Annotated in this window: 29 protein-coding genes; 10 read left to right on the forward strand and 19 right to left on the reverse strand. The window is 37.6% G+C overall.

The window, feature by feature from the left end; translation table 11 throughout:
- Nucleotides 1–37: 37 nt before the first annotated feature.
- Nucleotides 38–889, reverse strand: a complete 852-nt coding sequence (locus JL53_RS12810; protein ID WP_038407806.1) for an aldo/keto reductase — start codon at nucleotides 887–889, stop codon at nucleotides 38–40.
- A gap of 320 nt (nucleotides 890–1209) precedes the next feature.
- Between JL53_RS12810 and JL53_RS12815 the strand changes: the two genes are divergently transcribed.
- Nucleotides 1210–2439: a chloride channel protein gene (locus tag JL53_RS12815; RefSeq protein WP_003720698.1), complete on the forward strand. Its 1230-nt coding sequence runs from the start codon at nucleotides 1210–1212 to the stop codon at nucleotides 2437–2439.
- A gap of 39 nt (nucleotides 2440–2478) precedes the next feature.
- Here the strand turns inward: JL53_RS12815 and JL53_RS12820 are convergent, their stop codons facing one another.
- The 3 genes from JL53_RS12820 to JL53_RS12830 form a co-directional block, all read right to left on the reverse strand.
- Entirely contained in the window at nucleotides 2479–3108 is a 630-nt protein-coding gene (locus JL53_RS12820) for a cyclic nucleotide-binding domain-containing protein (RefSeq protein ID WP_038407807.1), read from the reverse strand.
- Nucleotides 3109–3285: 177 nt separating this feature from the next.
- Entirely contained in the window at nucleotides 3286–4104 is an 819-nt protein-coding gene (locus JL53_RS12825; RefSeq protein ID WP_038407808.1) for a YwqG family protein, read from the reverse strand.
- Between the two features lie 83 nt (nucleotides 4105–4187).
- Complete coding sequence (locus JL53_RS12830) at nucleotides 4188–5399, reverse strand: NAD(P)/FAD-dependent oxidoreductase (RefSeq protein ID WP_003720700.1); 1212 nt, start codon at nucleotides 5397–5399, stop codon at nucleotides 4188–4190.
- Between the two features lie 450 nt (nucleotides 5400–5849).
- Here JL53_RS12830 and JL53_RS12835 point away from each other — a divergent pair, with 450 nt between their 5' ends.
- The 4 genes from JL53_RS12835 to JL53_RS15410 all read left to right on the forward strand — a co-directional run bounded on the left by JL53_RS12835 (nucleotide 5850) and on the right by JL53_RS15410 (nucleotide 9040).
- Nucleotides 5850–6845, forward strand: a complete 996-nt coding sequence (locus JL53_RS12835; RefSeq protein ID WP_038407809.1) for an NAD(P)/FAD-dependent oxidoreductase — start codon at nucleotides 5850–5852, stop codon at nucleotides 6843–6845.
- An 87-nt stretch (nucleotides 6846–6932) separates the two neighbouring features.
- Complete coding sequence (locus JL53_RS12840; RefSeq protein WP_003720702.1) at nucleotides 6933–7562, forward strand: SDR family oxidoreductase; 630 nt, start codon at nucleotides 6933–6935, stop codon at nucleotides 7560–7562.
- Between the two features lie 84 nt (nucleotides 7563–7646).
- Nucleotides 7647–8201, forward strand: a complete 555-nt coding sequence (locus tag JL53_RS15895; RefSeq protein ID WP_038407371.1) for a helix-turn-helix domain-containing protein — start codon at nucleotides 7647–7649, stop codon at nucleotides 8199–8201.
- Complete coding sequence (locus JL53_RS15410; RefSeq protein ID WP_232002132.1) at nucleotides 8084–9040, forward strand: IS3 family transposase; 957 nt, start codon at nucleotides 8084–8086, stop codon at nucleotides 9038–9040. Before JL53_RS15895 ends, JL53_RS15410 begins: the two co-directional genes overlap by 118 nt.
- Before the next feature lie 82 nt (nucleotides 9041–9122).
- Here the strand turns inward: JL53_RS15410 and JL53_RS12855 are convergent, their stop codons facing one another.
- The 3 genes from JL53_RS12855 to JL53_RS15600 all read right to left on the reverse strand — a co-directional run bounded on the left by JL53_RS12855 (nucleotide 9123) and on the right by JL53_RS15600 (nucleotide 10108).
- On the reverse strand, nucleotides 9123–9356 hold the full coding sequence (locus JL53_RS12855; RefSeq protein WP_003749359.1) for a YuzB family protein: 234 nt from the start codon (nucleotides 9354–9356) through the stop codon (nucleotides 9123–9125).
- A 22-nt stretch (nucleotides 9357–9378) separates the two neighbouring features.
- Nucleotides 9379–9705: a YuzD family protein gene (locus JL53_RS12860; RefSeq protein WP_038407810.1), complete on the reverse strand. Its 327-nt coding sequence runs from the start codon at nucleotides 9703–9705 to the stop codon at nucleotides 9379–9381.
- Nucleotides 9706–9946: 241 nt separating this feature from the next.
- Nucleotides 9947–10108, reverse strand: coding sequence for a hypothetical protein (locus JL53_RS15600; RefSeq protein WP_038407811.1), 162 nt, complete (start codon nucleotides 10106–10108; stop codon nucleotides 9947–9949).
- A 141-nt stretch (nucleotides 10109–10249) separates the two neighbouring features.
- Between JL53_RS15600 and JL53_RS12870 the strand changes: the two genes are divergently transcribed.
- Together JL53_RS12870 and JL53_RS12875 are read left to right on the forward strand one after the other, a co-directional pair.
- Nucleotides 10250–10486 (forward strand): NifU family protein, encoded by a 237-nt coding sequence (locus tag JL53_RS12870; RefSeq protein WP_003720705.1) that lies wholly within the window; start codon nucleotides 10250–10252, stop codon nucleotides 10484–10486.
- 114 nt (nucleotides 10487–10600) lie between these two features.
- A complete protein-coding gene (locus tag JL53_RS12875) occupies nucleotides 10601–11101 on the forward strand; it encodes a phosphatidylglycerophosphatase A family protein (protein ID WP_003720706.1) in 501 nt (166 codons plus the stop codon).
- A 23-nt stretch (nucleotides 11102–11124) separates the two neighbouring features.
- On the opposite strand, the gene JL53_RS12880 is transcribed toward JL53_RS12875, so the two are convergent.
- The 5 genes from JL53_RS12880 to JL53_RS12900 are packed head-to-tail and all read right to left on the reverse strand — an operon-like array spanning nucleotide 11125 to nucleotide 15412.
- On the reverse strand, nucleotides 11125–12435 hold the full coding sequence (locus JL53_RS12880; RefSeq protein WP_038407812.1) for a hemolysin family protein: 1311 nt from the start codon (nucleotides 12433–12435) through the stop codon (nucleotides 11125–11127).
- Nucleotides 12436–12469: 34 nt separating this feature from the next.
- Nucleotides 12470–12913: a GNAT family N-acetyltransferase gene (locus tag JL53_RS12885; RefSeq protein ID WP_038407813.1), complete on the reverse strand. Its 444-nt coding sequence runs from the start codon at nucleotides 12911–12913 to the stop codon at nucleotides 12470–12472.
- 51 nt (nucleotides 12914–12964) lie between these two features.
- Nucleotides 12965–13732: a TIGR01457 family HAD-type hydrolase gene (locus JL53_RS12890; RefSeq protein ID WP_003720709.1), complete on the reverse strand. Its 768-nt coding sequence runs from the start codon at nucleotides 13730–13732 to the stop codon at nucleotides 12965–12967.
- Nucleotides 13733–13751: 19 nt separating this feature from the next.
- Nucleotides 13752–14027: a YutD family protein gene (locus JL53_RS12895; protein ID WP_003720710.1), complete on the reverse strand. Its 276-nt coding sequence runs from the start codon at nucleotides 14025–14027 to the stop codon at nucleotides 13752–13754.
- The gene (locus JL53_RS12900) at nucleotides 14024–15412 is read right to left on the reverse strand and encodes a bifunctional metallophosphatase/5'-nucleotidase (protein WP_003720711.1); all 1389 of its coding nucleotides are present in this window, start codon (nucleotides 15410–15412) and stop codon (nucleotides 14024–14026) included. Before JL53_RS12900 ends, JL53_RS12895 begins: the two co-directional genes overlap by 4 nt.
- Nucleotides 15413–15545: 133 nt before the next feature.
- On the opposite strand from JL53_RS12900, the gene JL53_RS12905 reads away from it, so the two are divergent.
- A complete protein-coding gene (locus JL53_RS12905) occupies nucleotides 15546–16385 on the forward strand; it encodes a sulfite exporter TauE/SafE family protein (protein ID WP_014093629.1) in 840 nt (279 codons plus the stop codon).
- Complete coding sequence (locus JL53_RS12910) at nucleotides 16386–16751, forward strand: DUF1634 domain-containing protein (protein ID WP_038407815.1); 366 nt, start codon at nucleotides 16386–16388, stop codon at nucleotides 16749–16751.
- Nucleotides 16752–16793: 42 nt separating this feature from the next.
- Here the strand turns inward: JL53_RS12910 and JL53_RS12915 are convergent, their stop codons facing one another.
- The 6 genes from JL53_RS12915 to sufC all read right to left on the reverse strand — a co-directional run bounded on the left by JL53_RS12915 (nucleotide 16794) and on the right by sufC (nucleotide 22998).
- A complete protein-coding gene (locus JL53_RS12915) occupies nucleotides 16794–17636 on the reverse strand; it encodes a DUF72 domain-containing protein (protein WP_038407816.1) in 843 nt (280 codons plus the stop codon).
- A gap of 172 nt (nucleotides 17637–17808) precedes the next feature.
- Nucleotides 17809–19203 carry a Fe-S cluster assembly protein SufB gene (gene sufB, locus JL53_RS12920; RefSeq protein WP_014093633.1) on the reverse strand — a complete coding sequence of 465 codons (1395 nt, stop codon included), beginning with the start codon at nucleotides 19201–19203 and terminating at the stop codon, nucleotides 17809–17811.
- A gap of 22 nt (nucleotides 19204–19225) precedes the next feature.
- Nucleotides 19226–19669, reverse strand: a complete 444-nt coding sequence (sufU, locus tag JL53_RS12925; protein ID WP_003720718.1) for a Fe-S cluster assembly sulfur transfer protein SufU — start codon at nucleotides 19667–19669, stop codon at nucleotides 19226–19228.
- Nucleotides 19666–20892, reverse strand: a complete 1227-nt coding sequence (locus JL53_RS12930; RefSeq protein WP_038407817.1) for a cysteine desulfurase — start codon at nucleotides 20890–20892, stop codon at nucleotides 19666–19668. The genes sufU and JL53_RS12930 overlap by 4 nt, the downstream gene beginning before the upstream one ends.
- On the reverse strand, nucleotides 20893–22194 hold the full coding sequence (gene sufD / locus JL53_RS12935) for a Fe-S cluster assembly protein SufD (RefSeq protein WP_038407818.1): 1302 nt from the start codon (nucleotides 22192–22194) through the stop codon (nucleotides 20893–20895).
- Between the two features lie 18 nt (nucleotides 22195–22212).
- Nucleotides 22213–22998 (reverse strand): Fe-S cluster assembly ATPase SufC, encoded by a 786-nt coding sequence (gene sufC, locus JL53_RS12940; protein WP_003720721.1) that lies wholly within the window; start codon nucleotides 22996–22998, stop codon nucleotides 22213–22215.
- Between the two features lie 351 nt (nucleotides 22999–23349).
- On the opposite strand from sufC, the gene JL53_RS12945 reads away from it, so the two are divergent.
- Nucleotides 23350–24429: an Lmo2079 family surface lipoprotein gene (locus tag JL53_RS12945; RefSeq protein ID WP_038407819.1), complete on the forward strand. Its 1080-nt coding sequence runs from the start codon at nucleotides 23350–23352 to the stop codon at nucleotides 24427–24429.
- A gap of 41 nt (nucleotides 24430–24470) precedes the next feature.
- Here JL53_RS12945 and JL53_RS12950 read toward each other — a convergent pair whose 3' ends face one another.
- Nucleotides 24471–25304: a MetQ/NlpA family ABC transporter substrate-binding protein gene (locus JL53_RS12950; RefSeq protein WP_038407820.1), complete on the reverse strand. Its 834-nt coding sequence runs from the start codon at nucleotides 25302–25304 to the stop codon at nucleotides 24471–24473.
- Nucleotides 25305–25316: the final 12 nt, after the last annotated feature.

Genomic DNA, 25316 nt, shown 5'->3' on the forward strand with positions numbered 1-25316 from the left:
ACTACATCATCGCCAGCTTTTTTGATTCCTACAATATTTATACGTCTAACTTACGGCTTGCCATCCAGCGTATCATATCGGGATCAGAGTGAGAAAAGAATTGGCTTTCCCCTTCATTCAAAGTAGTAATTTTTGCTCTGTCATCCATTGTTAATTCAAAATCAAATATCGCTAAATTTTCTTTCATCCGTTCTGGTTTCACAGACTTTGCAAGCGTGATTATATCTTGCTCTACTAACCAGCGAAGAATCACTTGTGCTACTGACTTATTATATTTTTCTCCAATATTTACTAAGATTGGATTACTAAATATATTATTTTTACCTTCTGCAAATGGTGCCCAAGCTTCTGGCATAATTCCTTCTGCTTTTAATGCTTCAATATTCTTCGTCTGTTGTTGGAATGGATTAATTTCGATTTGATTCACTTGCGGAACGATTTCGTTGAATTCAGCAAGATCCACTACCTTATCAACTGCAAAATTAGAAACACCTATTGCCCGGATTTTTCCTTCTTTTTGTAGTTCTTCCATTGCTAGCCAAGCACCATAAACATCATTAAAGGGTTGATGGATAAGTAATAAATCCACATAATCTAAGCCAAGGCGCTTTAAAGAACGCTCAAAGGAAGAAATTACCCCTTGATAGCTCGTATTTTCCACCCAAATTTTTGTTGTAATAAACAGCTCTTTCCGGTCGACTCCCGAACTTACAATACCTCTTCCAACTGCTTCCTCATTCATATAACTTTGCGCAGTATCAATATGTCGATACCCCGCTTTAATTGCTTCTTTTACCGCTGTTTCGGCTTCAGATGGATCCGTAATTTGAAATGTACCAAATCCTAAAATTGGTATTTCTACCCCATTATTTAATTTAACAGTTTTCATAAAACATCCTCCTCATTCTTTAAAACGTTTACTATCTTTATCTTCCTTATTTACTATAGACCTTGAAGTGCACTCCAACGCAAGAGAAAAACCTTATAAAAGTATCGAAAAAGTAGTATAATAGTTGTACTTACTGTTTATTTTCCTACTGACTCGGGAATCAAACAACATATTCTATTTTCATTTAAATACTTCTTAGTTTTAACTCGATAAGATAGTCAATGGTTTATCTACAAAATGACGCTTCTTTTTGAAAGAAGCGTCATTTTGTAGATGGGAGTAAGTATACATAGCAATAGTTTGATAAGGAGTGGAAACATATGAAAAAAATAACATTCGTATTTGGAGTTTATACGCTTGTTCTAGGACTTTTAGTAGGAGCGATTGCGGCCATTTTCCTTGGCTTAGTACACTTTTCTACTGATTTTTTATGGACTTACTTGCCTGAACAGCTTCAGTCACCGTGGTATTATCCGCTAATAATGGGATTGATTGGTGGATTATTCGTAGGGATTCTCCAACTTAAATTTGGTGGTTACCCCCATTCCATGCACGAAAATATGGCTGAATTAAAACGCACCGGTCGGATCGAATATAAGAACCGCCTACTGAAAACAATAGTAACTGCTTGGATTATTCTTTCTTTTGGAGCAAGCGTTGGCCCAGAAGCAGCTTTAATCGGTATTGTTGGTAGTAGTACTACTTGGATTATCGATCATTTAAAAGTATCCGCTAGTCGTAAAGAAGAATTAATTAGCCTAAGTATCGGAGCAATTATCTCTAGTATTTTCCTCTCTCCATTCAGTGGACTTGCTGAAGAAATTGATGACAGTACGCAAGCAAAAAAAGTACCGAAAAATTCAAAATTAGTTTTATCAATTCTAATTTCTTTTAGTGCACTGGCATCTTTTCTGTGGTTGAAATCATTTATGAAAATGCCCGCAAGTATTTTTGCAATTCGTTTACCTGATGCAGGTTGGTCATGGTGGTTTGCCATTTTATTTATTCCTATGATTATTTTAGGTTGGTTGTTTAGTATTTATTTTGAGCAACTTCAAGTTTATATAGCTAAAGCCCTTTCTTTCATCAAAAACAAAATGTTGCTAGCTCTAGTTGGTGGTTTTAGTATTGGTATATTTGGTATTATTTCTTATTACTTATTATTTTCTGGTGAACATCAATTAATTGAAATAACTAAAAATGTTCAAGCGTTTTCTATTTTAACTTTACTTACTATTGCTCTTTTAAAACCAGTATTAGTTGGTATTTGCTTAGCTACAGGTTGGAAAGGCGGGGCAATTTTTCCTGCGATTTTCTCCAGTAGTGTCATGGGGTATTTAGTAACGGTTTGGTTAGATGGGCCTACTGGGTTCTTAATTACTATTTTTGTTGCTGCTAGCTGTACAAAAATTATTGGTAAGCCAGCATTAACGGCTTCGATTTTACTATTTGTTTTCCCACTACAGTTTTTCCCTTTCATTCTACTAACTGCGTTTATCGTTAATAAAAATTGGTGGGCGAGTTTTAAAAAGCTAACACAGCAAAATTAAACACCAAGTAGCTCGTACTTGGTGTTTCTAACTATAGTATTAATTTTCTTTTTTTATATAGAATGTTCCCTTTTTTTCTTTTAAAATTTTTTTATCAATAAGAAGTAACAGTTTTTCATTTAATAGTTTACGAGATATTTTGCCATACTTGGCCATTTTCATTTTATTGATGTATTTTGGAATTTCTTGATAACCATTTTCGCTTTCAATATCTAGTTTTTCACAGAGATATTGCAAGGCATAGACAATTCTATCTTCAGCGGATAAATCATATTTAATTAACTCATTATACAAATTTTTATTATTTACTAAAGTTGCTTCTAAAAGCCATTCCATATAGGATGGCTTATTTGTTGCGTAGTTTAGAAAGTACTCCCTATTAACAAAAATGAGAGAGACTTCCGTATCACAAACTAAGTGCAATTCGTTTTCCCCACTAATTGCTGCCAATTGTTGATTGATTATATCGCCATTTGAAAAGAAATGAAGTATTTGAAACTTTTTATTCTCCACATGAAGAATTCCATTTGTAATAATGATGAACTCATCTAAAAATATTTCTCCTTTGATAATTTTATTTTTAGAGAATTTTTCGCAGCGGATCCATTTATCTTTTAATTTGTACTTATCTAATTCTGTGACCATTTCTTTCACTTTTTCATTGTACAAATGTATCTCCTCCTACTAGTTTTACTAAGTTTAGCAGGATTGCAGGTAAGTTATACGTGTATTTTACACACTATTTTAGTTGTTTTTCGTCTAATTTATTACAAAAGAGTCTTTAAAAGGAGAAATTTTAATCAAAAAAAGAAATTCTCGTCCATTAATTGGAGAGAATTTCTTTTTTCAGGAGCAATCCCAGTTATACATAATGTTCGAAAAGTCCCGATTGATTAAATCTTGTTTGTTGATGAAAAAGTTCCCAACACCACAGTCGCCCCACATAATTGCCATCCGATTTCCTTCAAAGTCTTCAGAGTCTAATTGGAATAATAAAGTGTCATGATGCGGATTTTCTGTATAAGCTCGTGGGTCTTCTTGTGTGAAAAATGGATAGCCACCAATCTGACTTTCATTTGTTGCCAGATTGTATAGTTCGTCCGATTTATCTTCAGCATCAGCAAATATTAAATCCGCAAGTTCATAAAAATTATGGCCGAATTCATTTTCAAAATCGTAGCTATCTTGTAACAAGATCTGGTCAGACACTTGGCCGGAAATTTTAAATTCGCCATTTACGACTGGATAAAAGTCGGTTTTCGTTATATCCGCAAAAAAAGAATTTTGTTCATCTGCTGTAAGGCTTTCACTCCCTAAATCCTCAAAGAAAAATACCCGGAAATTCTCTTGTTTTGTTGGATTATCAAAATTAAGTCCTAATAAGTCATCTTGATAATCAATGTAAAATGCTAATAAACCAAATTCTGGATAGTTTTCCATTTGCGGCATTTCCGAAAAATTGATTTGTGCTAAAAGCGAAAGCGGCTTACCTTCTTCGGTTACTGGATAGCCTTGTTCTTTTGGTAAGTATCCGCGCCCACCAGCTTTACTTTGGAGTAATGAAAGTGTTCCAGAATCTTTAAAATGTAATACCATTCGTTCTTTTTCTGTTTCTAAAAATCGTTCTGCCCACTCGCTAGGAAGAATATCAAAAAGCTGTTCCATGCGCTACCTTCTTTCTTTTTTTCTAATTATAACATGAAAAAAGTGCAATATCTGATGAAACGAGATATTGCACTGCTTTGATTTTATTTATAAAATTTGAATTTCCCTTTACTTGCTAAAACACCTGTACCACCGATTAATAACAGTGCGCGATCATCGATAACTTTTTTCATCACAGAAGCTGGATAGCCTTTTAGATTTTTCCCAAAGACAACACCGATTGCGTCATTATCGCCTAGTGAGCAGACCGTTCCTTTTTCATGATACACAAAATCTTCTAAATCTGTTTCGCCTTTTACTAATTTTGCTAAGTTCACTGCTGCAACGTCTGCTTGTTGCATAGCGATTTGAGCAGTTGGCGGGAATGGACGTTCATTTGCTGGGTTGATGATTAATGAACAATCACCAACGATTAAAATTTCTTCATTACCTGGGACAGTTAAGTTGTTGTTTACTTTTACACGTCCACGGCCAGCTTCGAAACCAGAAGCTTCAATAACACTATTGCCGCGAACTCCAGCAGCCCAAATAATCGTTGCGGCTTTAATTTCGCGAATTTCATTTTCACTTTCAGCATATTTTACGCCGTCAGCAGTAGCTTCTTTTACTGGTTTTCCAACATGAAACTCAACGCCACGATCTTCTAGAACGCCAACTCCGTAATCCACTAATTTTGCATCAAATTGTGGTAATACTTTTGGAGCAGCTTCCATACAGAAAATGCGTACTTTCTCACGTGGTACATCATATTTTTTCACTAGTTCTGGAATACGATTAGTTAATTCCCCAAGAAACTCAATTCCAGTAAAGCCCGCTCCACCAACGATGATTGTTAATAATTCATCTCGAGAATCTGTTTTCCATTTAGCAAATTGCGCTTCGATATGTGCACGAATTTTTTTCACTGATTCTACGCTTGTAATAGTATAAGCATATTCTTTTAAACCACTGATTCCAAATGTTTCTGCTTCTGACCCCAGTGCAATTAATAAATAGTCATAGCTGATATCGCCATTTGCATCTAGTGTGACTGTTTTTTCATCTTTATTAATTTTTACTACTGTATCTTGGATGAAAGTCGTTTTTGCTTCATTAACAACTTTTTCAAGGGGATACATTAATTTTTCCGGTTCAATTGTTCCAGCGGCTGCCTCATGTAACCATGTCGTTTCATGATGATAGTCATTCTTATTCACTAGAACGATTTCGGCATCCAAGTTTCTTTGTTGCAATTTACGTAACGTTTTTAATCCTCCGTATCCTGCTCCGAGAATGACAATTTTTGATTTACTCATCTGTTATCACATCTACTTTCCCTTATATTTTTTTTCACAAAAAAAATGGCATTAAGAATTTCTTACTGCACCTATGTAGATTGCGCTAAAAATCTACTGCAAACTATTTAAAGCGAAACTGGTAAGTACCAATATATTCTCTTTTTTATAGCTTACAAACTATATCATAGACTTTTTCAGTCTCATTTTCAAGAAAGCGAACTTGCGGTTTTTGGCTTCTCGTGAACTGGGTTAGAGTTGTATATGATTTTATTCACAATATAGCGCTCTACTTACTTGATTTTAGGAATTATCTTATATTAAGCCTAGAATTGGTCTAGTTCATTTTTAGAATTTAGTACCTTCTCACAATCCCGTGAGCATTCTTTTTAAGTAATTTATGCTAAAATATGCTTATTGCAACTTTAGCGATTTCATAAGGGATTTTAGTACCTAGGGGGGTGATGTATTTTGGATGAAAAAACAAAAATTTATGATATCACGATCATTGGTGGTGGACCGGTTGGGCTATTTGCGGCCTTTTATGCTGGGATGCGAAGTGCGAGTGTGAAAATAATCGAAAGTTTACCACAATTAGGCGGGCAACTTTCAACGCTTTATCCCGAGAAGTATATTTATGATATTCCGGGCTATCCATCAGTTCGCGCACAAGAACTTGTGAACAATCTAATTCAACAAATGAAACCGTTCGAGCCAACTGTTGCGCTAGAGGAAGCAGTTCAAAGCGTGGAAAAACAAGTAGATGGGACATTTGAAATCATCACAAAAAAAGACACACATTATAGTAAAGCAGTTATTATTACAGCTGGTAACGGAGCATTTGAACCAAGGCGTTTAGATCTTCCTGATGCAGAACAATATGAAGGCAATAGTATTCATTACTTTATTAATGATATAAGTCGTTTTTCTGGACGGCGTGTGGCAGTTTGTGGTGGTGGCGATTCCGCAGTAGACTGGGCACTTATGCTTGAAAAAGTAGCGAGTTCTGTCTCCATTATTCATAGACGTAATGCTTTTCGCGCACATGAACATAGCGTCGGCAATCTAGAAAAATCTTCTGTAGAGGTCAAAACACCGTTCATTCCAACCGAAGTGCTTGGGGAAGGAGGCAAACTGACCCATATTACTTTGCAAGAAGTAAAAGGCGATACAAAAGAAATACTGGAAATTGACGATTTTATCATTAATTACGGTTTTGTCTCCTCGCTTGGTCCTATCAAAAACTGGGGACTTGAGCTAGAGCGCAATTCAATTATTGTAAATTCTAAAATGGAAACAAGTGTCCCTGGCATTTATTGTGCCGGCGATATTTGCACCTACGATGGTAAAGTAAAACTCATTGCAACAGGATTTGGAGAAGCCCCAACTGCTGTAAATAATGCGATGAACTTTATAGATCCAAAAGCTCGGGTGCAACCGATGCATTCCACTTCTTTATTTGAATAATAACGAAAGCCACGAGGTCACTTGTGGTTTTATTTTTTACTCACCGGGAAAAGTTCTTTGTAGATATTTTTTAGGAGGAGATTACTAATGAACGTACTTGTCATTGGCGCGAATGGTAAAATCGGCCGTCATCTAGTAAAAAAACTTGCCATGGAAAAAGGTTTTTTTGTACGAGCAATGGTTAGAAAAGCGGAACAAGTAGAGGCTCTTGAAAAACTTGGTGCAAAACCAATTATTGCAGATTTAAAAAAGGACTTTATTTACGCGTATGATGAAATAGAAGCAGTCATTTTTACAGCAGGATCTGGCGGCCATACACCTCCTGAAGAAACAAGCAAGATTGACCAGGATGGTGCGATTAAAGCGATAGACTTTGCAAAAGAAAGAGGCATTCGTCGTTTTATCATCGTTAGTTCTTATGGAGCAGATGAACCAGAAAACGGACCAGATTCACTCATTCATTATTTAAAAGCTAAAGCTAAAGCAGATGAAGTACTAAAAAGAAGTGGACTCGATTACACTATCGTTCGGCCGGTTGGGCTTTCTGATGATGCCGGAACTGGCAAAATCACGAATGTTTCCGGTGCTCCAAAAACATCGATTCCACGTGAGGATGTTGCTTCTTTTATCACAGAAGCTTTGTCACAAAAATCCAGTATTCATCAAACCTACACCATCGAAAGTGGCGAAACACCCATTACCAAATTTTTCAGTTAATAAAAAAGCGATGATGCCAATTTTAACGGTGTAGTGCGCCCCCAAAGTTAGACCAAAAAATCTAACTTTGGAGGCGTATTTTAATTGGCTAAATATGATGATGGATTCAAGAGAAAAGTAGTGGAAGCTTACCAAAACAGCGAAGGTGGTTATGGCACACTCGCTCAGCGCTTTGGTATATCACATTTTTCTCTGGTTAGAAAATGGGTGAAGATTGTAGAGAAACGGGGGTTTGAAGCATTACAAAGGCGAAGAACGAAACAACATTACACTTCCCAATTCAAGCAAAATGTCCTACACTATTACTTAAATAGCGGTGACTCTTACCTGGATGTTGCCTTGCAGTATGGTTTGCCTTCAGGGGATTTACTTCAAAGTTGGCATCAAAAATTTCTGCGAGAAGGCATCGAAGGTCTTTCACCAAAACAGAAAGGACGACCTTCGATGTCCAAGAAAAAGAAACAAATTCAGCCCAAGAAACCCATGACACGGGAACAAGCATTAGAACGAGAAAACGAATTATTACGTGCAGAACTTGCTTTTATAAAAAAGCTCCGCGCTTTAGGAATGGATGTCCCAGAACGACTCAAGAACGAGATGCCCGAATCATCCACGAACTCCGAAGTGAGTTCCGATTAACGATTCTTCTACAAGCCACAAAATTTCCTAAAGCGACCTACATGTATTGGCAAAAACGATTAGAACAGAAAAATCCAAATGCATCATTAGAGAAAAAGATTCAAGAAATTTTTGATGAGCATCACGGAAACTATGGCTATCGCCGGATTCAACTAGCGTTGAAGGCACAAGGAATAAAGGTCAATCAGAAAAAAGTTCGACGAATTATGGGTAAACTTGGGCTAAAAGGATCCAAGTTTATTCGGAAATCTCGCAGATATAATTCTTACAAAGGAACTATTGGACGAGTGGCAAAAAACCGTATTCGTCGACGTTTTTATACATCCATTCCTCATCAAAAAGTGACCACGGATACATCGGAATTCAAATATTACGAGCGTGATAAAAACAAGCAGCTAGTTATCAAAAAATTGTATTTAGATCCTTTCCTTGATATGTTTAACGGAGAAATTTTATCGTATCGAATTTCTGAGCGTCCCAACGCTAAAGCCATTATGGATGCCCAAAAAGAAGCGATGGACCGTACCGATGATTGCCCCTATCGTCGTACGTTCCACTCTGACCAAGGATGGGCTTACCAAATGAAAGCATACAAAAAGCAGTTAACCAAGCAAAACATCTTTCAAAGTATGTCACGAAAAGGGAACTGTTTTGACAATTCTCCGATGGAGAATTTCTTTGGACTGTTAAAGCAAGAAATGTATTACGGGGTAATTTATGCCAGCTTTAAACAGTTGAAGCAAGCAATAGAAGATTGGATACATTACTACAATCATCATCGAATTAAAACGAAACTTGGTTGTAGTCCTATTCAGTACCGCGAACAGATGACCGCATAAAAAATACCAACCAGATTTCTCTGGTCGGCATTTGGTCTAACTTTTGGGTCTCACTACACGGCTCATCGCTTCTTCTATATTATTAAAACGGATTCTCTTCCAAAAATGTATAGATGTTTGCCACTAGTTCATCCGGCGTTTCTCCCCGAACTACTTCCCCGTCTACTAAAGCAAACAAGCTAGTTGCGCATAAATCACAGTAAGTGAGACAATCATATTCAATCACATCTAAACTATCATCCGCATCCAATTTTGCAAATGCTGCATCTGCTCCACTAGCTAAATTATTCACGCAAAACTCCACAATTGGATTCATTTCTTCTTGCCTCCTAGAAATCTTACATTGTCGCTGAGTAGCCTCGATTCGTCATTACTTGATAGATATCTTTTAACCGCGGATTACCTTCTGCGATAATTTCCCCATCAACCACTATAACTGGATACATATAGTCCTCATCCACAATTTTATTCGCTATATCTCTAATCTCCGTTTCACTCGGCGGATTAAAAATATCCACGTACTCAACGACAAATGGCTGCCCAGAAAACTTCCTTCCAATCGCCGCCCGAAGCCATTCCTCAGTCTCTTTCGAGGAGGGCGCTCCGACACAACTCGCACAAATAGTCGTTGAACCATATACATATAACTTTGCTTCATTTACCATCACGCTTCACCTCACTATCATTGTACAAAAACCTATCCAAAAAAGCGACTAAGCTGTTTCACTTTAGCCTAACTATTAAATTTCATGAATTTTTACAAAGCTATGAATTGACACAAATTTCTAGATATATTATAATATTTCCAATACATTGCATTTCTTTAACGCTGTGATGTATTAGCAAAGCAAAACACAGTCTAGTTGTACCCGTGATTTCACGGTCAACATATAAGTAACACTCCCTTTAACAATTGGGCGCGCAACCCAATTGTCTTTCAACCTTACCAGTTGAAAGAGCACGTTCCTTTCTGAGCCTTAGGAACGTGTTTTTGTTTGGCCCGTTCGAAGCAAAGCGAGTTACGGGCCAAATATGCATGCGAGTAACACGAGCATGTAATCCTTCCATACCTCACACTTCCAAAACCTAACTAAACTTCATCCGGATTATTCCAAACACCCCCTCAAAAAAACCAATCTCTTCCCATTTCCCATTATCCTGTTATAATAGAAAATATAATAACTCCGCACGAAAGGAGAGCTATTTCCTATGGAAGAAATTAGTTATGCCGAAGTTGATAAAGCTTTAAAAAAATTCCGTCCCTTCCTAGTCCGTGATGGCGGCGATTATGAACTTGTGGAAGTAACTCCAGACGGCACAGTGAAAATCAAGTTACTTGGCGCCTGCGAAACCTGTCCAAGTTCTGATATGACTTTAAAGATGGGAATTGAGCTAACTTTATCTGAAAAAATTATTGGATTCAAAGAAGTAGTACAAGTTTTTTAAGTAATCATTTATTAGCGGCCTACTACAACGGTCGCTATTTTTGTATGAACATGTTTAGAATTCCTATAAACGTCTATCATACAATATACATACAAGAAATAAGGAGGTAAAAAAATGGTAGAAAAACAAAGCGCCTTAGAGTCAAAAGCCCGTAGCTGGCTTATCGAACGTGGTGTAGAAATGGATGATATTGCAGAACTCGTTTTATTTTTACAACAAAAGTACCATCCTGGATTAGAACTCGAAATTTGCCGTCAAAATGTGGAGCACGTCCTTCGCAAACGAGAAGTTCAAAATGCTATTTTAACGGGTATACAGCTTGATGTCATGGCAGAAAATGGCGAACTCGTTCAACCACTCCAAAATATTATTAGTGCTGATGAAGGCCTTTATGGCGTTGATGAGATTCTTGCACTTTCAATCGTTAATGTATATGGCTCGATTGGTTTCACTAATTATGGTTATATTGACAAAGTAAAACCAGGTATTCTAGCAAAACTTAACGAACATGATGGAAAAGCTGTTCATACATTTTTAGATGACATTGTCGGCGCTATTGCCGCTGCTGCTGCAAGTCGTCTCGCTCATAGTTATCATGACGATATCGTAAACTAACAAAAACCAGTAAAATCGGGAGACTAGTCCTCTGATTTTACTGGTTTTTCTTTATTCCATTTTACTTCTACTTGGCGAATCGAATTTTTATTCATCGAGCGAACAATAAAACGATAACCTTCATGTTCTATTTCGTCTCCGGCTTCTAAATCAAATCGTTCTAGTAACATCCACCCAGATAAAGTATGAACCCCTGGACTATCAATTGGAATTCCTAGCGCCTCTTCCACGTCGAGTAGTGGCTCAGACCCAGCTATAATAAAATGGTTTGTCGCTACTTTTCGAATTCCTTTTGGTCCTTTTGCTTCTTCCATGTCACCTACAATCACTTCCATAATATCTTCCAGTGTCACAATTCCCGCCGTCCCACCATATTCATCTGTCAAAATAGCAAAAGGCTCACTTTCTTGTTGCATTTTAACAAGTAATTCTTCTAAAGCTATTCCCTCAAATACTTCTAAAATAGAACTAATGAATGGTTTAATCGGTTTATCCATAATAGCTTCATCTTTACCAAGTCCCGCCATTACAGCACTGACCCGAAGCATGCCAACAATATGATCCTTATCGTCATCTTCCATTACAGGGAAAATATGGTATGTATGTTCTGAAGTTAGTTGCAATAAATCTCGTACTGTCGCTGTCTGATTAATAGCAATCATTGACATTCGCGGTATCATCACTTCTTTTGCTGGCACATCACTAAGCTTAAAAATATTTTTCATATAACGAAATTCTTGAGGATTAAGTAAGCCTTGTCTGTAACTATCTTCAAAAATAATTTTAAGTTCCGTTGGAGTCATTTGGTCTGCCTCATCCGTTTGTTTCACTCCAAACATCCGCGTAATCAAATTGGCCGAATTATTTAATAACCAGTTAAGTGGAAATGTCACCCGGTACCAATAAACAAGCGGTCTAGCAATAAACAGCGCTACTTTTTCTGTACTTTGAATGGTAAATGTTTTTGGAGCAAGTTCCCCGAGAACAACATTTAGAAAAGTAATCAATATAAATGACACAAAAATCGAAATCGGTTTTTCAAGCGATTCAGGTAATGGTAACATTTGAAAGAATGGTTCAAGCCAGCCCCGCATAGTTGCTTCTCCAACCCACCCCATTGCTAGAGCAGCGAGCGTGTTTCCTAATTGACAAGCAGCTAAGTAGTCATTCATATTGGAAGTTACTTTTTTGACATATTTTGCTCGTGGATTATCCGTTGCTAGCAGTTGCAAGACAGTTGGTTTTCTAATTGCAACAATCGCAAATTCACTCGCAACAAAAAAGGCCGTCGCTGCAATTAAAAATATCACAAAAAAATCATTAAAAATGCCCATTCTACATTCTCCTTATCTGCTGCCTTTCATTCTCTTAACGTTCAAACCACAAATCAGCAACTGCTTCCCCGTCGATAATTTCACCCGTTTTTACAAAGCCATATTTCGCATAAAATTTTTCAGCAATACTATTTTCTGGTTCATAAGACAAGCAAAGACGCGCTGGTTTTTCAGGGAGTTTTTTTACTTTTTCAATAATTTGCGTAAGTGCATCCCCACCATAACCTTTGCCTTGATGTTCTTTACCAGTCATAAAACGAACGAGCCAGAATTCTCCGTTGTCTGGGTCCATCCCATACATCGCATAGCCTACTGGTGTATTATCCGCATAGATAACAAGCGAATGATATGTTTCTTCCAAACTTGCTTCGATAATCGAATACCAATTTTCTGCTACAAATGTTTTTTGGTGTGGATGTACTTCTAGTTTAGCCGTATCATAAAAATTATCTTTCGTTAATTTTCGAATCGAAACCATTAATTCTCCCCCATTTCGTTGATAAAAAAAGAGCAGAAAAATTCCGCTCTTCTAGTTAATTTCCCAATCAGTTAACTTAGTCACAGCATAAGTTGGCTGGATTTTCTTTGTCATTAGCGCTTCTTTTGAAGTAAAGCCAGTATGAACAATGAGCGTGTCCATGCCGTAATTAATTCCTGCCAAAATATCTGTTTCGTAATTATCGCCAACCATTATTGCTTCGTCTTTCGTTACACCAAGTTTCGCGAGTGCTTGTTCCATAATAATCGGCTCTGGTTTTCCAATAAAAACGGGTGTTGTTTCTGTTGCCACGGAAACGACAGATGTAATCGAACCATTTCCTGGAAGTAAACCATGCTCTGTCGGTATTGCCGCATCCCCATTCGTGGAAATAAACATCGCACCACCTCGAACTGCAAGAGCGGCTTTCGCAAATTTTTCATAATCGACTTCTCGGTCAAGTCCAACGACAACAAAAGCTGGATTACTAGAAGTTATTTCAAATCCATTATCTGTTAGTTCTTGTTTTATTCCACGTTCTCCAATAACATAAACTGTTTTTTCGCGTTTTTGTTCTAGCATAAATTGGACAGTTGCTTGTGAAGTAGTAAAAACATCCTCACTAACGGCTTGAATTCCCATATCAGTTAAATGCTCCGCTACTTGCCCAGGTGTTTTTGTCGAGTTATTGGTTACAAATAAATACGGAAGTTCAGCACGTTTTAAGTTTTCAACAAAAATAATTGCTTCTGGAATTACTTCTGCACCACGATACATGGTTCCGTCTAAATCAATTAAATAAGCTTGATAATTTTTCAATTTCTGACTACCTCATTTACTATTTTACTTTTTTTATCACAAAATAAGCACAACCAAAGTTGCAGTATTCATAGATATATTCTTTTAAGGTACTAATTTTGTTATCGTAAGCGGCTTTGCGGTTTTCATCATCAAAAAAGCCTTTTAATCGAAGTTGGTCATAACCCCAATCGCCAACAATATAGTCATATCTTCCAAGGATGTCGCTAAATCGTTCATTTAACTTTTCCTCATCAAAAGCATCGCGATAATTGGTGATAATCTCATAATTTAAATCTTGAATCGTAATCGTCACTTGTTTTCCTCCTGTCCATACATTTCCTTGAGTTTCCATTTTAAAATATCTCGGAGTAATTCTGGTGTATATACTTCTTTTCGTTTTATTTGTTTCACAATGGGGAAAAACGGCGCGAATACAAAGGTATCGTGTGTTGCTATCCGATATTCCCGATTTTTATCAATAGGTTTATTATCAAAAAGGGCTATCTCCTTCACCTGGTCAAATCCAGCTCGGTCCATCAGAATCGTGCCAAAAAACTCGCCACGGAAACCAAATCCTCGTAATGGAATATCCCTAAGTTCTGCTTTTTTTCGGTAAATTCCATCAATCAATATTTCTAATTCCTCGCCTGTCATTGTTAGTGCAATAGCATTAAGTGGATGAGGTAACATTTGGTGAATATCAAAGGCGGTTACAATCCCAGCCTCAAAGTCCGTCATAAAAATCCCTGCATTCATGACAAATGTCTCCGCGCCAGTCCATTCACAAACCGCATCATTTAAAATATGAGCAATTTCGGAGTCATCAAACCAATTATGCGCTAACTTTTCAGGAATCGCAACTACTTTTTCGGTGAGTTCGTCTCGACCTTTTTCAAAAAAAGCTTGAATTTCGTTTGCCTCATTTGGAACAGCTGGCAGATCTTCGGTTTTAAAAGTGGTCGCAATTTTAGAAAGGATGTGATTATCGTCGTCTAGCTCGATATCGACTTTACCTACATATTCGCCCCATCTTCCGGCAGCAGCAAGCAGAGCATTCCCTTCCAATTTCCCATTTTCAAGTAGATGGTGTGTATGTCCCCCTAAAATAATATCGATTTCAGGAATTTCAAGTGCAATTCGTTCGTCAGTTGGCAGTCCTAGATGGCTCAGCATAATAACCAAGTCGGTTCCTTGTTCCAAGCCAGCAATTTGTTTTTTTATCGCACGCATAGGTTCCTCAATTCCCCAGCCCATTTCTTCATAATACTCTTTAAAGGGAGCAGTGGCACCAATAATCGCTATTTTTATTTGATTTATTTCTTTATATACAATCGACTTCACCCAGTCTGGTTGTTTCGTTCTTGCTTTATCAGCAAAGAAGTTACAACAAATAACCGGAAAAACGGCATGTTTATATAAATTTTCTAAGTCTTCATGTGCTAAAGTCGTTCCTTCATTATTTCCAAATGTCACCGCATCATATGGTAATTGATTGAGTAAATCAGTATTAGCAAGACCTTTTGTTCCTTCAGTAAGCGGATGAACCCGGTCCAAAAAATCGCCAATATCGAAAAATAACACTGACTTGCCTTCTTCATTAGCTGTAGATCTTTTCTCTTTTAGAAAGGTAAAAATACGTGGCCAATGTTCCAAGTGACTATGAACATCATTTGTGTGCCATAAAGTTAAATGTTTCATTAATCCACCCCACTCCTCACTATCACTATTGTAGCTTAAATCTTCTTTTTTTACACGTGTTGGGGTTGCATGAATCGCCTGTTTCTCTTTTTATGTTATGATAGAATATATTGTTTTAAAGGGAAGTGATTTTTTGGATATTACACAAACTGTCGAAATCCTACTAATCTCTGTTTTTGCAGGGGTAGTTGGCTCTTTGCTTGGTCTTGGTGGCGGTATTATTGTTACGCCCGCCTTGACGCTTATTTTTGGAATTGACATCCAGTATGCAATTGGCGCGAGTATTATTTCCGTCATTGCTACAAGTAGTGGTTCCGCGGTCGCTTACATAAAAGATGGAATTACAAACTTACGAGTCGGTATGTTTCTGGAAATTGCTACAACAATTGGCGCGATAACTGGTGCCTTTGTTAGTGGGCTACTTTCAGCAACTGCTTTATACATTATTTTTGGCCTTTTACTACTTTACTCAGCTTTCAACATGATTAAAAAAGTTGGCTCTGAATTTCCGACAAATGTAAAACCGGATCCAATTGCGACAAAACTGAACCTACATGATTCTTATTACGATAAGTCGCTTCGGCAAACAGTTGATTATCAGGTTGCGAATGTGCCCGCTGGTTTTGGTGTGATGTACGGAGCGGGTATTGCCAGTGGATTACTTGGTATCGGTAGTGGTGCTTTTAAAGTAATGGCACTTGATGTCTTTATGAAAATGCCACTTAAAGTCAGTAGTGCAACGAGTAATTTAATGATGGGTGTAACTGCCGCTGCAAGTGCAACAGTATATTTATTCCAGGGAGATATTCAACCTGCTATCGCTGCCCCTGTTGCAATCGGGGTATTAGTCGGTGCTACACTCGGAACACGCGTCATGCAACGCTTAAAAAGTAAAGTCATCCGGATTATCTTCATTCCTGTCATTTTATATGTTGCCTTCCAAATGATTTTAGAAGGATTGGGGTGGATTTAAATGACTGAGAAAAAAGATGAGATGTATCGCGTCGAGCTTATTGTGAGTGCCTTGTTACGAATCGGTGTTGTTTTGAGTGCAATTATCATTGTTTTCGGGCTTGTGATGCTTTTTGTGACTGGCGAAACCGGCTATCCCGGGGAAACTTACCCAACATCGCTCACCGCCATTTTTAGTGGACTTAGCACGCTTAAACCATACGCCATCATGATGTTTGGCCTATTTTGCTTAATTTTAACTCCAGTCTTACGCGTTGTCGTTTCTCTATTTACATTTTTGAAAGAGAAAGATTACTTGTATGTCGGAATCACTGGGCTAGTATTGGTTATTTTAGTTATTAGTTTTTTGATTGGTATTAATGCGTAAAAAAAGGCATGGTGCAGAAAATTTATCTGCATCATGCCTTTTTTACTCGGAAAATAAATCCATTTGCATTGGAGCTAAACCTTGAAATTTCACATTTAACGCCGTTTGCAAATGTTTAGCATTATCAGCTGCATCCCCGCCACTATTGTTGTTAAAAATGACAACGACTTCTTTAGACAATTTTTGTAGGTGTTCGACATATTTGGCCCATTCTTTAATTTCCTCATCATTATAACGATACAGCGTCCGGACTTCGCGCCACTCAGGACTACTTGCTTTCATCCAGCCATATTGGTTCCGACCGTGTAATCTTACCATCGTCATTTCTGGACTTGTCTCGCGCAGAATAATCGGTACACTTCCAGAGCCAACTTGCGGCTCGTCAACAACTGTATGAATGAAACCTAGCTCTTTTAGCAAGTCTAATGTTTTTTCAGTGTTTTGCTCGGTGTACCAAGAATTATTTCGAAACTCAATCGCAACTGGCAAATCACCCATTTTCCCAGCAATATATTTCAAGTAGGCTACATTTTCTTTTGTGCAATTAAAATACGGAGGAAATTGGAATAAAATCGCCTTTAATTTTCCCGTTTCACTTATCGGCGCAATCATATCCATATAAGCCGTATACATCGCATTTTCACTATCAAAATACTGTGACCATTCTTTATGTTTCGTCATTGCCGAAAACGCCTTAACCACAAACCGAAATTCTTCTGGTGTTTGTGTGGCCCAGTTTGCCGTCGTTCTTGGCGAAGGAATGGCATAAAAACTCGTATCAACTTCCACTACAGGAAAATGTGCCGCATAATCAGCCAAAGTTAATTTTTTCGTCTGCAACAAAGAATCATGATCACTCCACCCAGTTAATCCGATTGTAATCACCGCTACCACCCTCTCTATTTTTAAGCATTTATTTATGTTCATTATAACGCAAAATGGAGGGGGAATCTTTTAATTTGGTTTTTAGCGCACGATTAAAAAAGGAACAGGAAATATTTAGTAATCAATAAAAAAGAGAAAGCGAGATTCCGCTTCCTCTTAAAATATTAATTCATCAACCAATCGAACCTTCCATTTCAAACTTAATCAAACGGTTCATTTCGACGGCGTATTCCATTGGTAATTCTTTTGTAAATGGTTCAATGAAGCCCATAACGATCATTTCGGTCGCTTCTTCTTCGCTTAAACCACGGCTCATTAGATAAAAAAGTTGTTCTTCTGAAACCTTAGAAACTTTGGCTTCGTGTTCTAATGAGATGTTGCTGTTTAAAATTTCGTTGTAAGGAATGGTATCAGATGTGGAAAGATTATCCATAATTAGCGTGTCACACTCGATATTCGAACGTGCCCCATCTGCATTACGGCCAAAATGAACGATTCCACGATACGTTACGTTTCCGCCTTGCTTAGAAATCGACTTCGATACGATAGTAGACGACGTATTAGGCGCATAGTGCATCATTTTTGCTCCAGCATCCTGACGTTGGCCTTTACCAGCAATCGCGATAGAGAGGGTTGTTCCACGCGCACCTTCACCGCGTAAGTGCACGGCTGGGTATTTCATCGTTAATTTCGAACCGATGTTACCATCAATCCATTCCATCGTTGCATTTTCCTCACAGAAAGTACGTTTTGTTACTAAGTTATAAACGTTATTTGCCCAGTTTTGAATGGTTGTGTAACGGCAATAAGCGCCTGGTTTAACAATGATTTCAACAACCGCAGAGTGAAGTGAATTTGTTGTATAAACGGGAGCAGTACAGCCTTCTACATAGTTTACACTCGCATTTTCATCCACAATGATTAGCGTCCGTTCAAATTGTCCCATGTTTTCTGAGTTAATTCGGAAATAAGCTTGTAGTGGCGTATCTACTTTGATGCCTGGTGGTACGTAGATGAATGAACCACCTGACCAAACAGCAGAGTTAAGAGCTGCGAACTTATTGTCAGTTGGCGGAATCACCTTAGCAAAATACTCTTTGAAAATATCTTCATTTTCTTTTAGAGCAGAATCGGTATCTTTAAAAACAATCCCTAAGTCTTCTAGGTCTTGCTTCATATTGTGATAAACTACTTCGGATTCATACTGTGCGGATGCCCCGGCCAAATATTTTTGTTCAGCTTCAGGAATACCAAGTTTATCAAAAGTACGTTTAATTTCTTCAGGAACTTCATCCCATGAACGCACGGTTTGTTCTGATGGTTTCACGTAGTAAGTAATGTCTTCAAATTTAAGTTCGGATAAGTCGCCACCCCAAGTAGGCATCGGCATTTTATAAAATTGTTCTAAAGACTTCAAACGGAATTCAAGCATCCATTCTGGTTCTTCTTTAATATTCGAAATTTCTCTTACAACTTTTTCTGTTAATCCGCGTTCTGTACGGAACACAGAGGTATCTTTATCATGGAATCCGTATTGGTATTCGCCAATTTCTGGAATTTCAGTCATGTCGTATCCTCCTTTTCGCTACTTATTTCGTTCCTTCTTTTTCAAAAATTGCTCGCTCCATTGCTTTCCAGGAGAGCGTCGCACACTTGATTCTTGCAGGGAATTTCGCAACGCCAGCAAGAGCTTCCACGTCACCGTATTCATCAATGGTTTCATGGTCATGCCCTTGTACCATTTCTGAAAACTCGCGGGACATTTTTAATGCTTCTTGTTCGGTTTTCCCAATAATGCTTTGCGTCATCATCGAAGCAGAGGCCATCGAAATCGAACAGCCACTACCAGTGAATTTCGCTGCTACAATTACGTCACCGTCCATTTTTAAGTGAAGGTGGATTTGATCGCCGCATGTTGGGTTATTAAGGTCAATAGTTACATCGCTATCCGGGAGTTCTCCATTATTGCGCGGATTTTTATAGTGATCCATAATGACTTGTCTATAGAGCTGATCTAATTTCCGGCTTGTCATAATCCAAAATACTCCTTTGTTAACTTGAGCCCTTCGATAAGAGCATCAATTTCTTCTTTTGTATTATAAATATAAAAGCTTGCGCGAGCAGTGGAAGAAACGTCTAACCATTTCATCAAAGGTTGCGCACAGTGATGACCTGCGCGAATTGCCACACCGTCTTCGTCCAAAATGGTTGCAACATCATGCGGGTGAGCGCCTTCGATATTAAATGTCACTAAGCCACAACGTTTACTTGCATCTGTTGGGCCGTAAATTGTAATACCTTCTAGCATACTCATTTGCTCGATTGCATAGCTTACTAATTCTTGTTCATACGTATGAATCGTATCAATTCCAATCGCTACCAAGTAATCAATCGCTGCACCTAGCGCAATTGCTCCGCCGATAATTGGTGTCCCAGCTTCGAATTTCCAAGGTAGTTCTTTCCAAGTAGAATCGTACAATTCAACAAAATCAATCATTTCTCCGCCAAATTCGGTTGGTTCCATTTTTTCTAGCAATTCTCGTTTTCCATACAATACACCAATGCCAGTAGGAGCCATCATTTTATGCCCAGAAAAAGCATAAAAATCAGCATCTAAATCGACTACATTTACTTCCATGTGAGGAACCGCTTGTGCCCCGTCAACAAGGATAACTGCGCCAACTTTATGAGCTAGTGCCGCAATTTCTTTAATCGGTGTAATTGTGCCAAGAACATTTGAGACGTGCGCCAAGGCAACTATTTTTGTTTTTTCGGTAATCGTTTTTTCAGCTTGTTCAATAGAAATGGTTCCATCTTCTTCTAGCTCAATATATTTCAAAACCGCGCCTTTGCGTTTAGCAAGTTGTTGCCACGGAATTAAATTAGAATGATGCTCTAAATAAGAAATAACAATCTCATCGCCTGCTTCAATATTTGTGTTTCCATAACTATCTACCACCAAATTAATCGCGGAGGTCGTCCCTCTTGTAAAGATAATTTCCGCTACTTCCCGTGCATGAATGAATTTTGCTACTTTGGCACGCGCTGATTCGAAAGCGTCTGTCGCTCTAGCCGCAAGTGTATGCACACCACGGTGGACGTTAGCATTCTCAAATTCGTAGTAATGAGTTAAGGCTCGGATAACTTGTTTTGGTTTTTGTGAAGTGGCCGCATTATCTAAATAAGCTAACGGTTTCTCATTTATTTCTTGGGCTAGTATCGGAAAATCCGCACGAATTTTTTGGATATCAATCATTTAGCGCACTTTCCCTTCGATTACTTCCCGAAGCATTGTTTTAACACTTTCGATTGGTAACTTACGAACTACTGGGTCTAAGAAACCATGAATGACTAATCGTTCTGCTTCTTTTTGTGAAATACCGCGACTCATCAAATAGAATAATTGTAAAGGATCCACACGACCAACAGAGGCTGCGTGACCTGCAACAACATCATTTTCATCAATTAATAAAATTGGGTTCGCATCGCCACGTGCTTCCGGGCTAAGCATTAGTACACGTGATTCTTGTTGTGCGTCTGATTTAGAAGCACCATGCTTAATGTGACCAATTCCATTAAAAATAGTGGTCGCACTTTCTTTCATAACACCATGAGATAAAATCGTGCCAGTAGAAGCTTTTCCGTAATGAGTTACTCGTGTTGTAACGTTTTGTGTTTGCTTACCACGTCCAACCGTCACTGTTTTCACATCAGCGGAAGAACCATCTCCCATTAAATTCGTTACGTTTTCATTAATTGTGTCGCCATCATTCATTAAACCAAGCGCCCATTCAATTTGGCTATCAGTTCCGATATGACCACGACGGTTCACGTAAGCAGTTGCCCCACTAGCAAGATTATCTACGCCACCAAAAGTAATTCGCGCATTTTTCTCTGCAATAACTTCTTCAACAATGCTAACAATTCCTTTAGGCACGTTATTTACAGTTACATAGTTTTCTACATATGTGACAGAGCTGTTATCATCCGCAACAAGCAACACATGGTTAACTAAAGGCGATTCTGCTTTGTCTTGAACAAAAACAGCTTGAATTGGTGATTTCAGCTCGACATTTTTAGGTACATAAAGGAAAATACCACCGTTAACAAATGCCGCATGAAACGCAGTCAGTTTGTGCTCATTGACTTGTACCGCGTCAGTCATGAAGTATTTTTTCACAAGTTCAGGATGGTTTTTAACAGCCGTAATAATATCTGTAAAAATAACCCCTTGGTCGATTAATTCTTGATTAAGTTGTAATCTAGCAGGGCGTTCATCCATTTGAACGTAAAAGTTTGCATCTTTATTATCTAAATCAACTAAATTCGCTACTTTTTCAGGTAAAGTTTCATTTGTAACGCCTTCTTTAAAAGGAATAAAAGTTTGAAACTTTGTGAAATTCCAGCGTGTAATTTTTGTTTTATCCACATAAGGTAAGTCCAGTTCCCCGTAAGCTTTAAAAGCACTGCGACGAATATCTAAAAACCAATCCGGTTCATTCGCATTACTTGAAAAAGCGTGGATAAAATCATCTTTAATCGTCATATTTTCTGCCATGATTTTAACCTCACTTCCTTATTGTTGGTCTACTGCTTCTTCTTCCTCAAGTTCAATACCAAGTTCTTGCTTAATCCAGTCATAACCTTCTGCTTCTAAACGTTTAGCAAGTTCAGGTCCGCCTTCTTTTACTACTTTCCCTTGCATCATTACATGTACAAAGTCTGGCGTAATGTAGTTAAGCAAGCGTTGGTAATGGGTGATAATTAAGCAGCCAAATCCTTCGCCGCGCATTTCATTTACACCTTTTGAGACAACTTTAAGTGCATCAATATCAAGACCGGAATCGATTTCGTCTAAGATTGCTAGTTTTGGCTCAATCATTAATAACTGGAGAATTTCATTACGTTTTTTCTCTCCGCCTGAAAATCCTTCGTTTAAGTAACGTTCTGCCATTTCTTCATCCATATCTAAAATATCCATTTTTGCGTCTAATTTGCGGATAAATTGCATGACTGGAATTTCGTCACCTTCTTCGCGTCGGCTGTTGATTGCTGCACGGATGAATTCAGCATTTGTAACCCCGCTAATTTCACTTGGATATTGCATCGCTAAGAAAAGACCACAACGAGCACGTTCGTCTACTTCCATTTCTAGCACATCTTCGCCGTCAAGCGTAATGGTCCCTTGTGTTACTTCATATTTCGGATGCCCCATAATTGCTGAGGACAACGTAGATTTCCCTGTTCCATTTGGTCCCATGATAGCATGAATTTCCCCCGTTGAAATTTCAAGATTAACACCTTTCAAAATCTCTTTTCCTTCTATTTCAACATGTAAATCTTGAATCTTTAAAGTTGCCATAAAAAAAGTCCTCCCTAGTGTAAAATTTGCATAATCCTAGTTTAGTATAATTCTAATCTGATTACAACTATAAAAACCAGCACTCTTCGCATTCTCCCCTTCATTCTACTATTAATAGCCGATTTTTTCCAGTTTTCGAGCATTATCAGTATTTCCATTTTATTTGAGAATATTCAAGTATAATTGTCCAAGAAAATAAAGAACCTTTCATACCAATAAAAACAACAGATTTCTTCTCATAAAAAAAGGATTGTATATCTTATTTAGATGTGTTATTGTTGTAACGTAACAAATTTGAAATATAATAACTTATTTGTAATAAATGATTAATTATCGAAGGAGAATTTAAATATGAAGAAAGCAATAATGGCTCTGACCATCTTTGTATTGCTTTTAACTACCCTATCTGGGTGTAGCTCACCTAAGTCCGACTTCACTGCGGCCCTGAAGAAAGTTACCGAGAATAGACAATACACCACGAATGTAAAATTCCAAATTAACAACCTGTCTGATAATTATATAAAACAATTTGGTACAGATATTACTTTAACTCAACTTAAAAAATCCAATCTTCAATATAAAATTTCTGTAGATAGTGATACTAGTTCTTCTTATAGTGCTTTCTCACTTCACTGGGCTGGAAGTAAGCCTCTTGATTTAACATTACATGCACTTCAAAATAGTGATGACGGAAAAGCCTATATCCCGGTTTCCGATTTATATGACGCATCTGACAGCATTTCGAGTTTGCTAAGCGATTCGACCGCTGCCATTTTTAATGAAGTTCTTGCTCAAAACAAAGATTTGGAATCCAAATACCTTAATTTTTTTGAAACAATCCAAAACTTCTCAAACCAAACAATTGATTCAGAAACCGTTGACCGTCAAGCCGAGGAACTGAAAAAAATTGAAGAAATAAGCGGTATTACGATTTATAGTTATCTTAATAACCTTGATGATCAACACTTCACGGCAAAAGATAATGGAGACATCTTGCTCGAACTAAGTAAAAATGAAATTAGTGACTTGATTAATGAGGTACTAAAAGCCCTTGACGACGACGGCAGCATTATTACACTTATTTCTGAAATTAACAGCAGTACCCAAAAAGAAGCTGAATCTGCATGGGAAACCCAACAAAAATCGATTCGTTCTTCTTTAAAAAATCTTACATCTAACAAAACACAAAGTTTAGATTTCCAATTAACTTTGACACCAGATAGCAAAAAGGGTTTCAGCAAAGCAACAATCGACACAAACTATAAAGATACAGCAAAGACTCACTTGATGAACTACACTACAACAATTGATATGTTAGATTATGAAAAAGTTCCTCCAATGCCAGAAGGAAATGAAATTGTTTCAAAAAAAGAATTGGATAAAGCTATATCTGATGGTTTAAAACTTTATTTAGGAAGCACCACGCAGTAAAAAAATCCTTTTACCACATCGGTAAAAGGATTTTTTTCGTTTTATTTATCCACTGGAACTACTGCACCGTCCCACTCTTCCGTAATATAAGCTTGAATCTCTTTGGAGTGAAGCACGTTTACTAATTCTTTAATGTTCTTATCGTCTTTCTTCTCTTCTGTAGTTACGACGATATTCGCATACGGGGAATCTTTACTTTCAATTGCAATCGCATCTTTGGAAGGGTTTAAACCTTGGTCAACTACAAAGTTAGAGTTGATTGCTACTACATCGCCTTCTTCATTGTTATATGCAGTCATTAAATAAGCAGGATCGAAGTCATATTTGAATTTCAAGTTTTTCGGATTGTCTTTAATATCATCAAAAGTTGCATCTTGCGCCTTTACACCATCTTTAAGTGTTAGCAAGCCGTTATCGACAAAAATACCAATAACACGTGGCCAGTCTGATTTCGAGTTAGAAAGTAATACTTGCGCACCATCTTTTAAATCTTGAATGTCTTTTACTTTTTTGGAATAAATCCCCATTGGTTCGATATGAATCGCGCCAACATCAGCAAATTTATAACCTTTTTCTTTTTCTTCTAATTCAAGGTATGGTTTATGTTGGAAGTAGTTAGCATCTAAGTCGCCTTCTTCAAGCGCTTTATTAGGCATAACGTAATCTGTATATTTAACAATTTTCAAGTCAATTCCTTTTTCTTTCAAAATTGGTTTTGCTTGTTCCAAAATTTGCGCATGAGGCGTGTTTGAAGCGCCCACTACCAATTCCTTATTATCGTCTTTGCTAGATGACGCTTTATCTGAGGAGCCACCGCAAGCTGTAAGTACTAAAACTAAACTTAATGTGAAAATGAATCCAAGAACCTTTTTCATGAAAATCTCTCC

This window comes from Listeria ivanovii subsp. londoniensis (genome assembly GCF_000763495.1).
Classification (GTDB): domain Bacteria; phylum Bacillota; class Bacilli; order Lactobacillales; family Listeriaceae; genus Listeria; species Listeria londoniensis.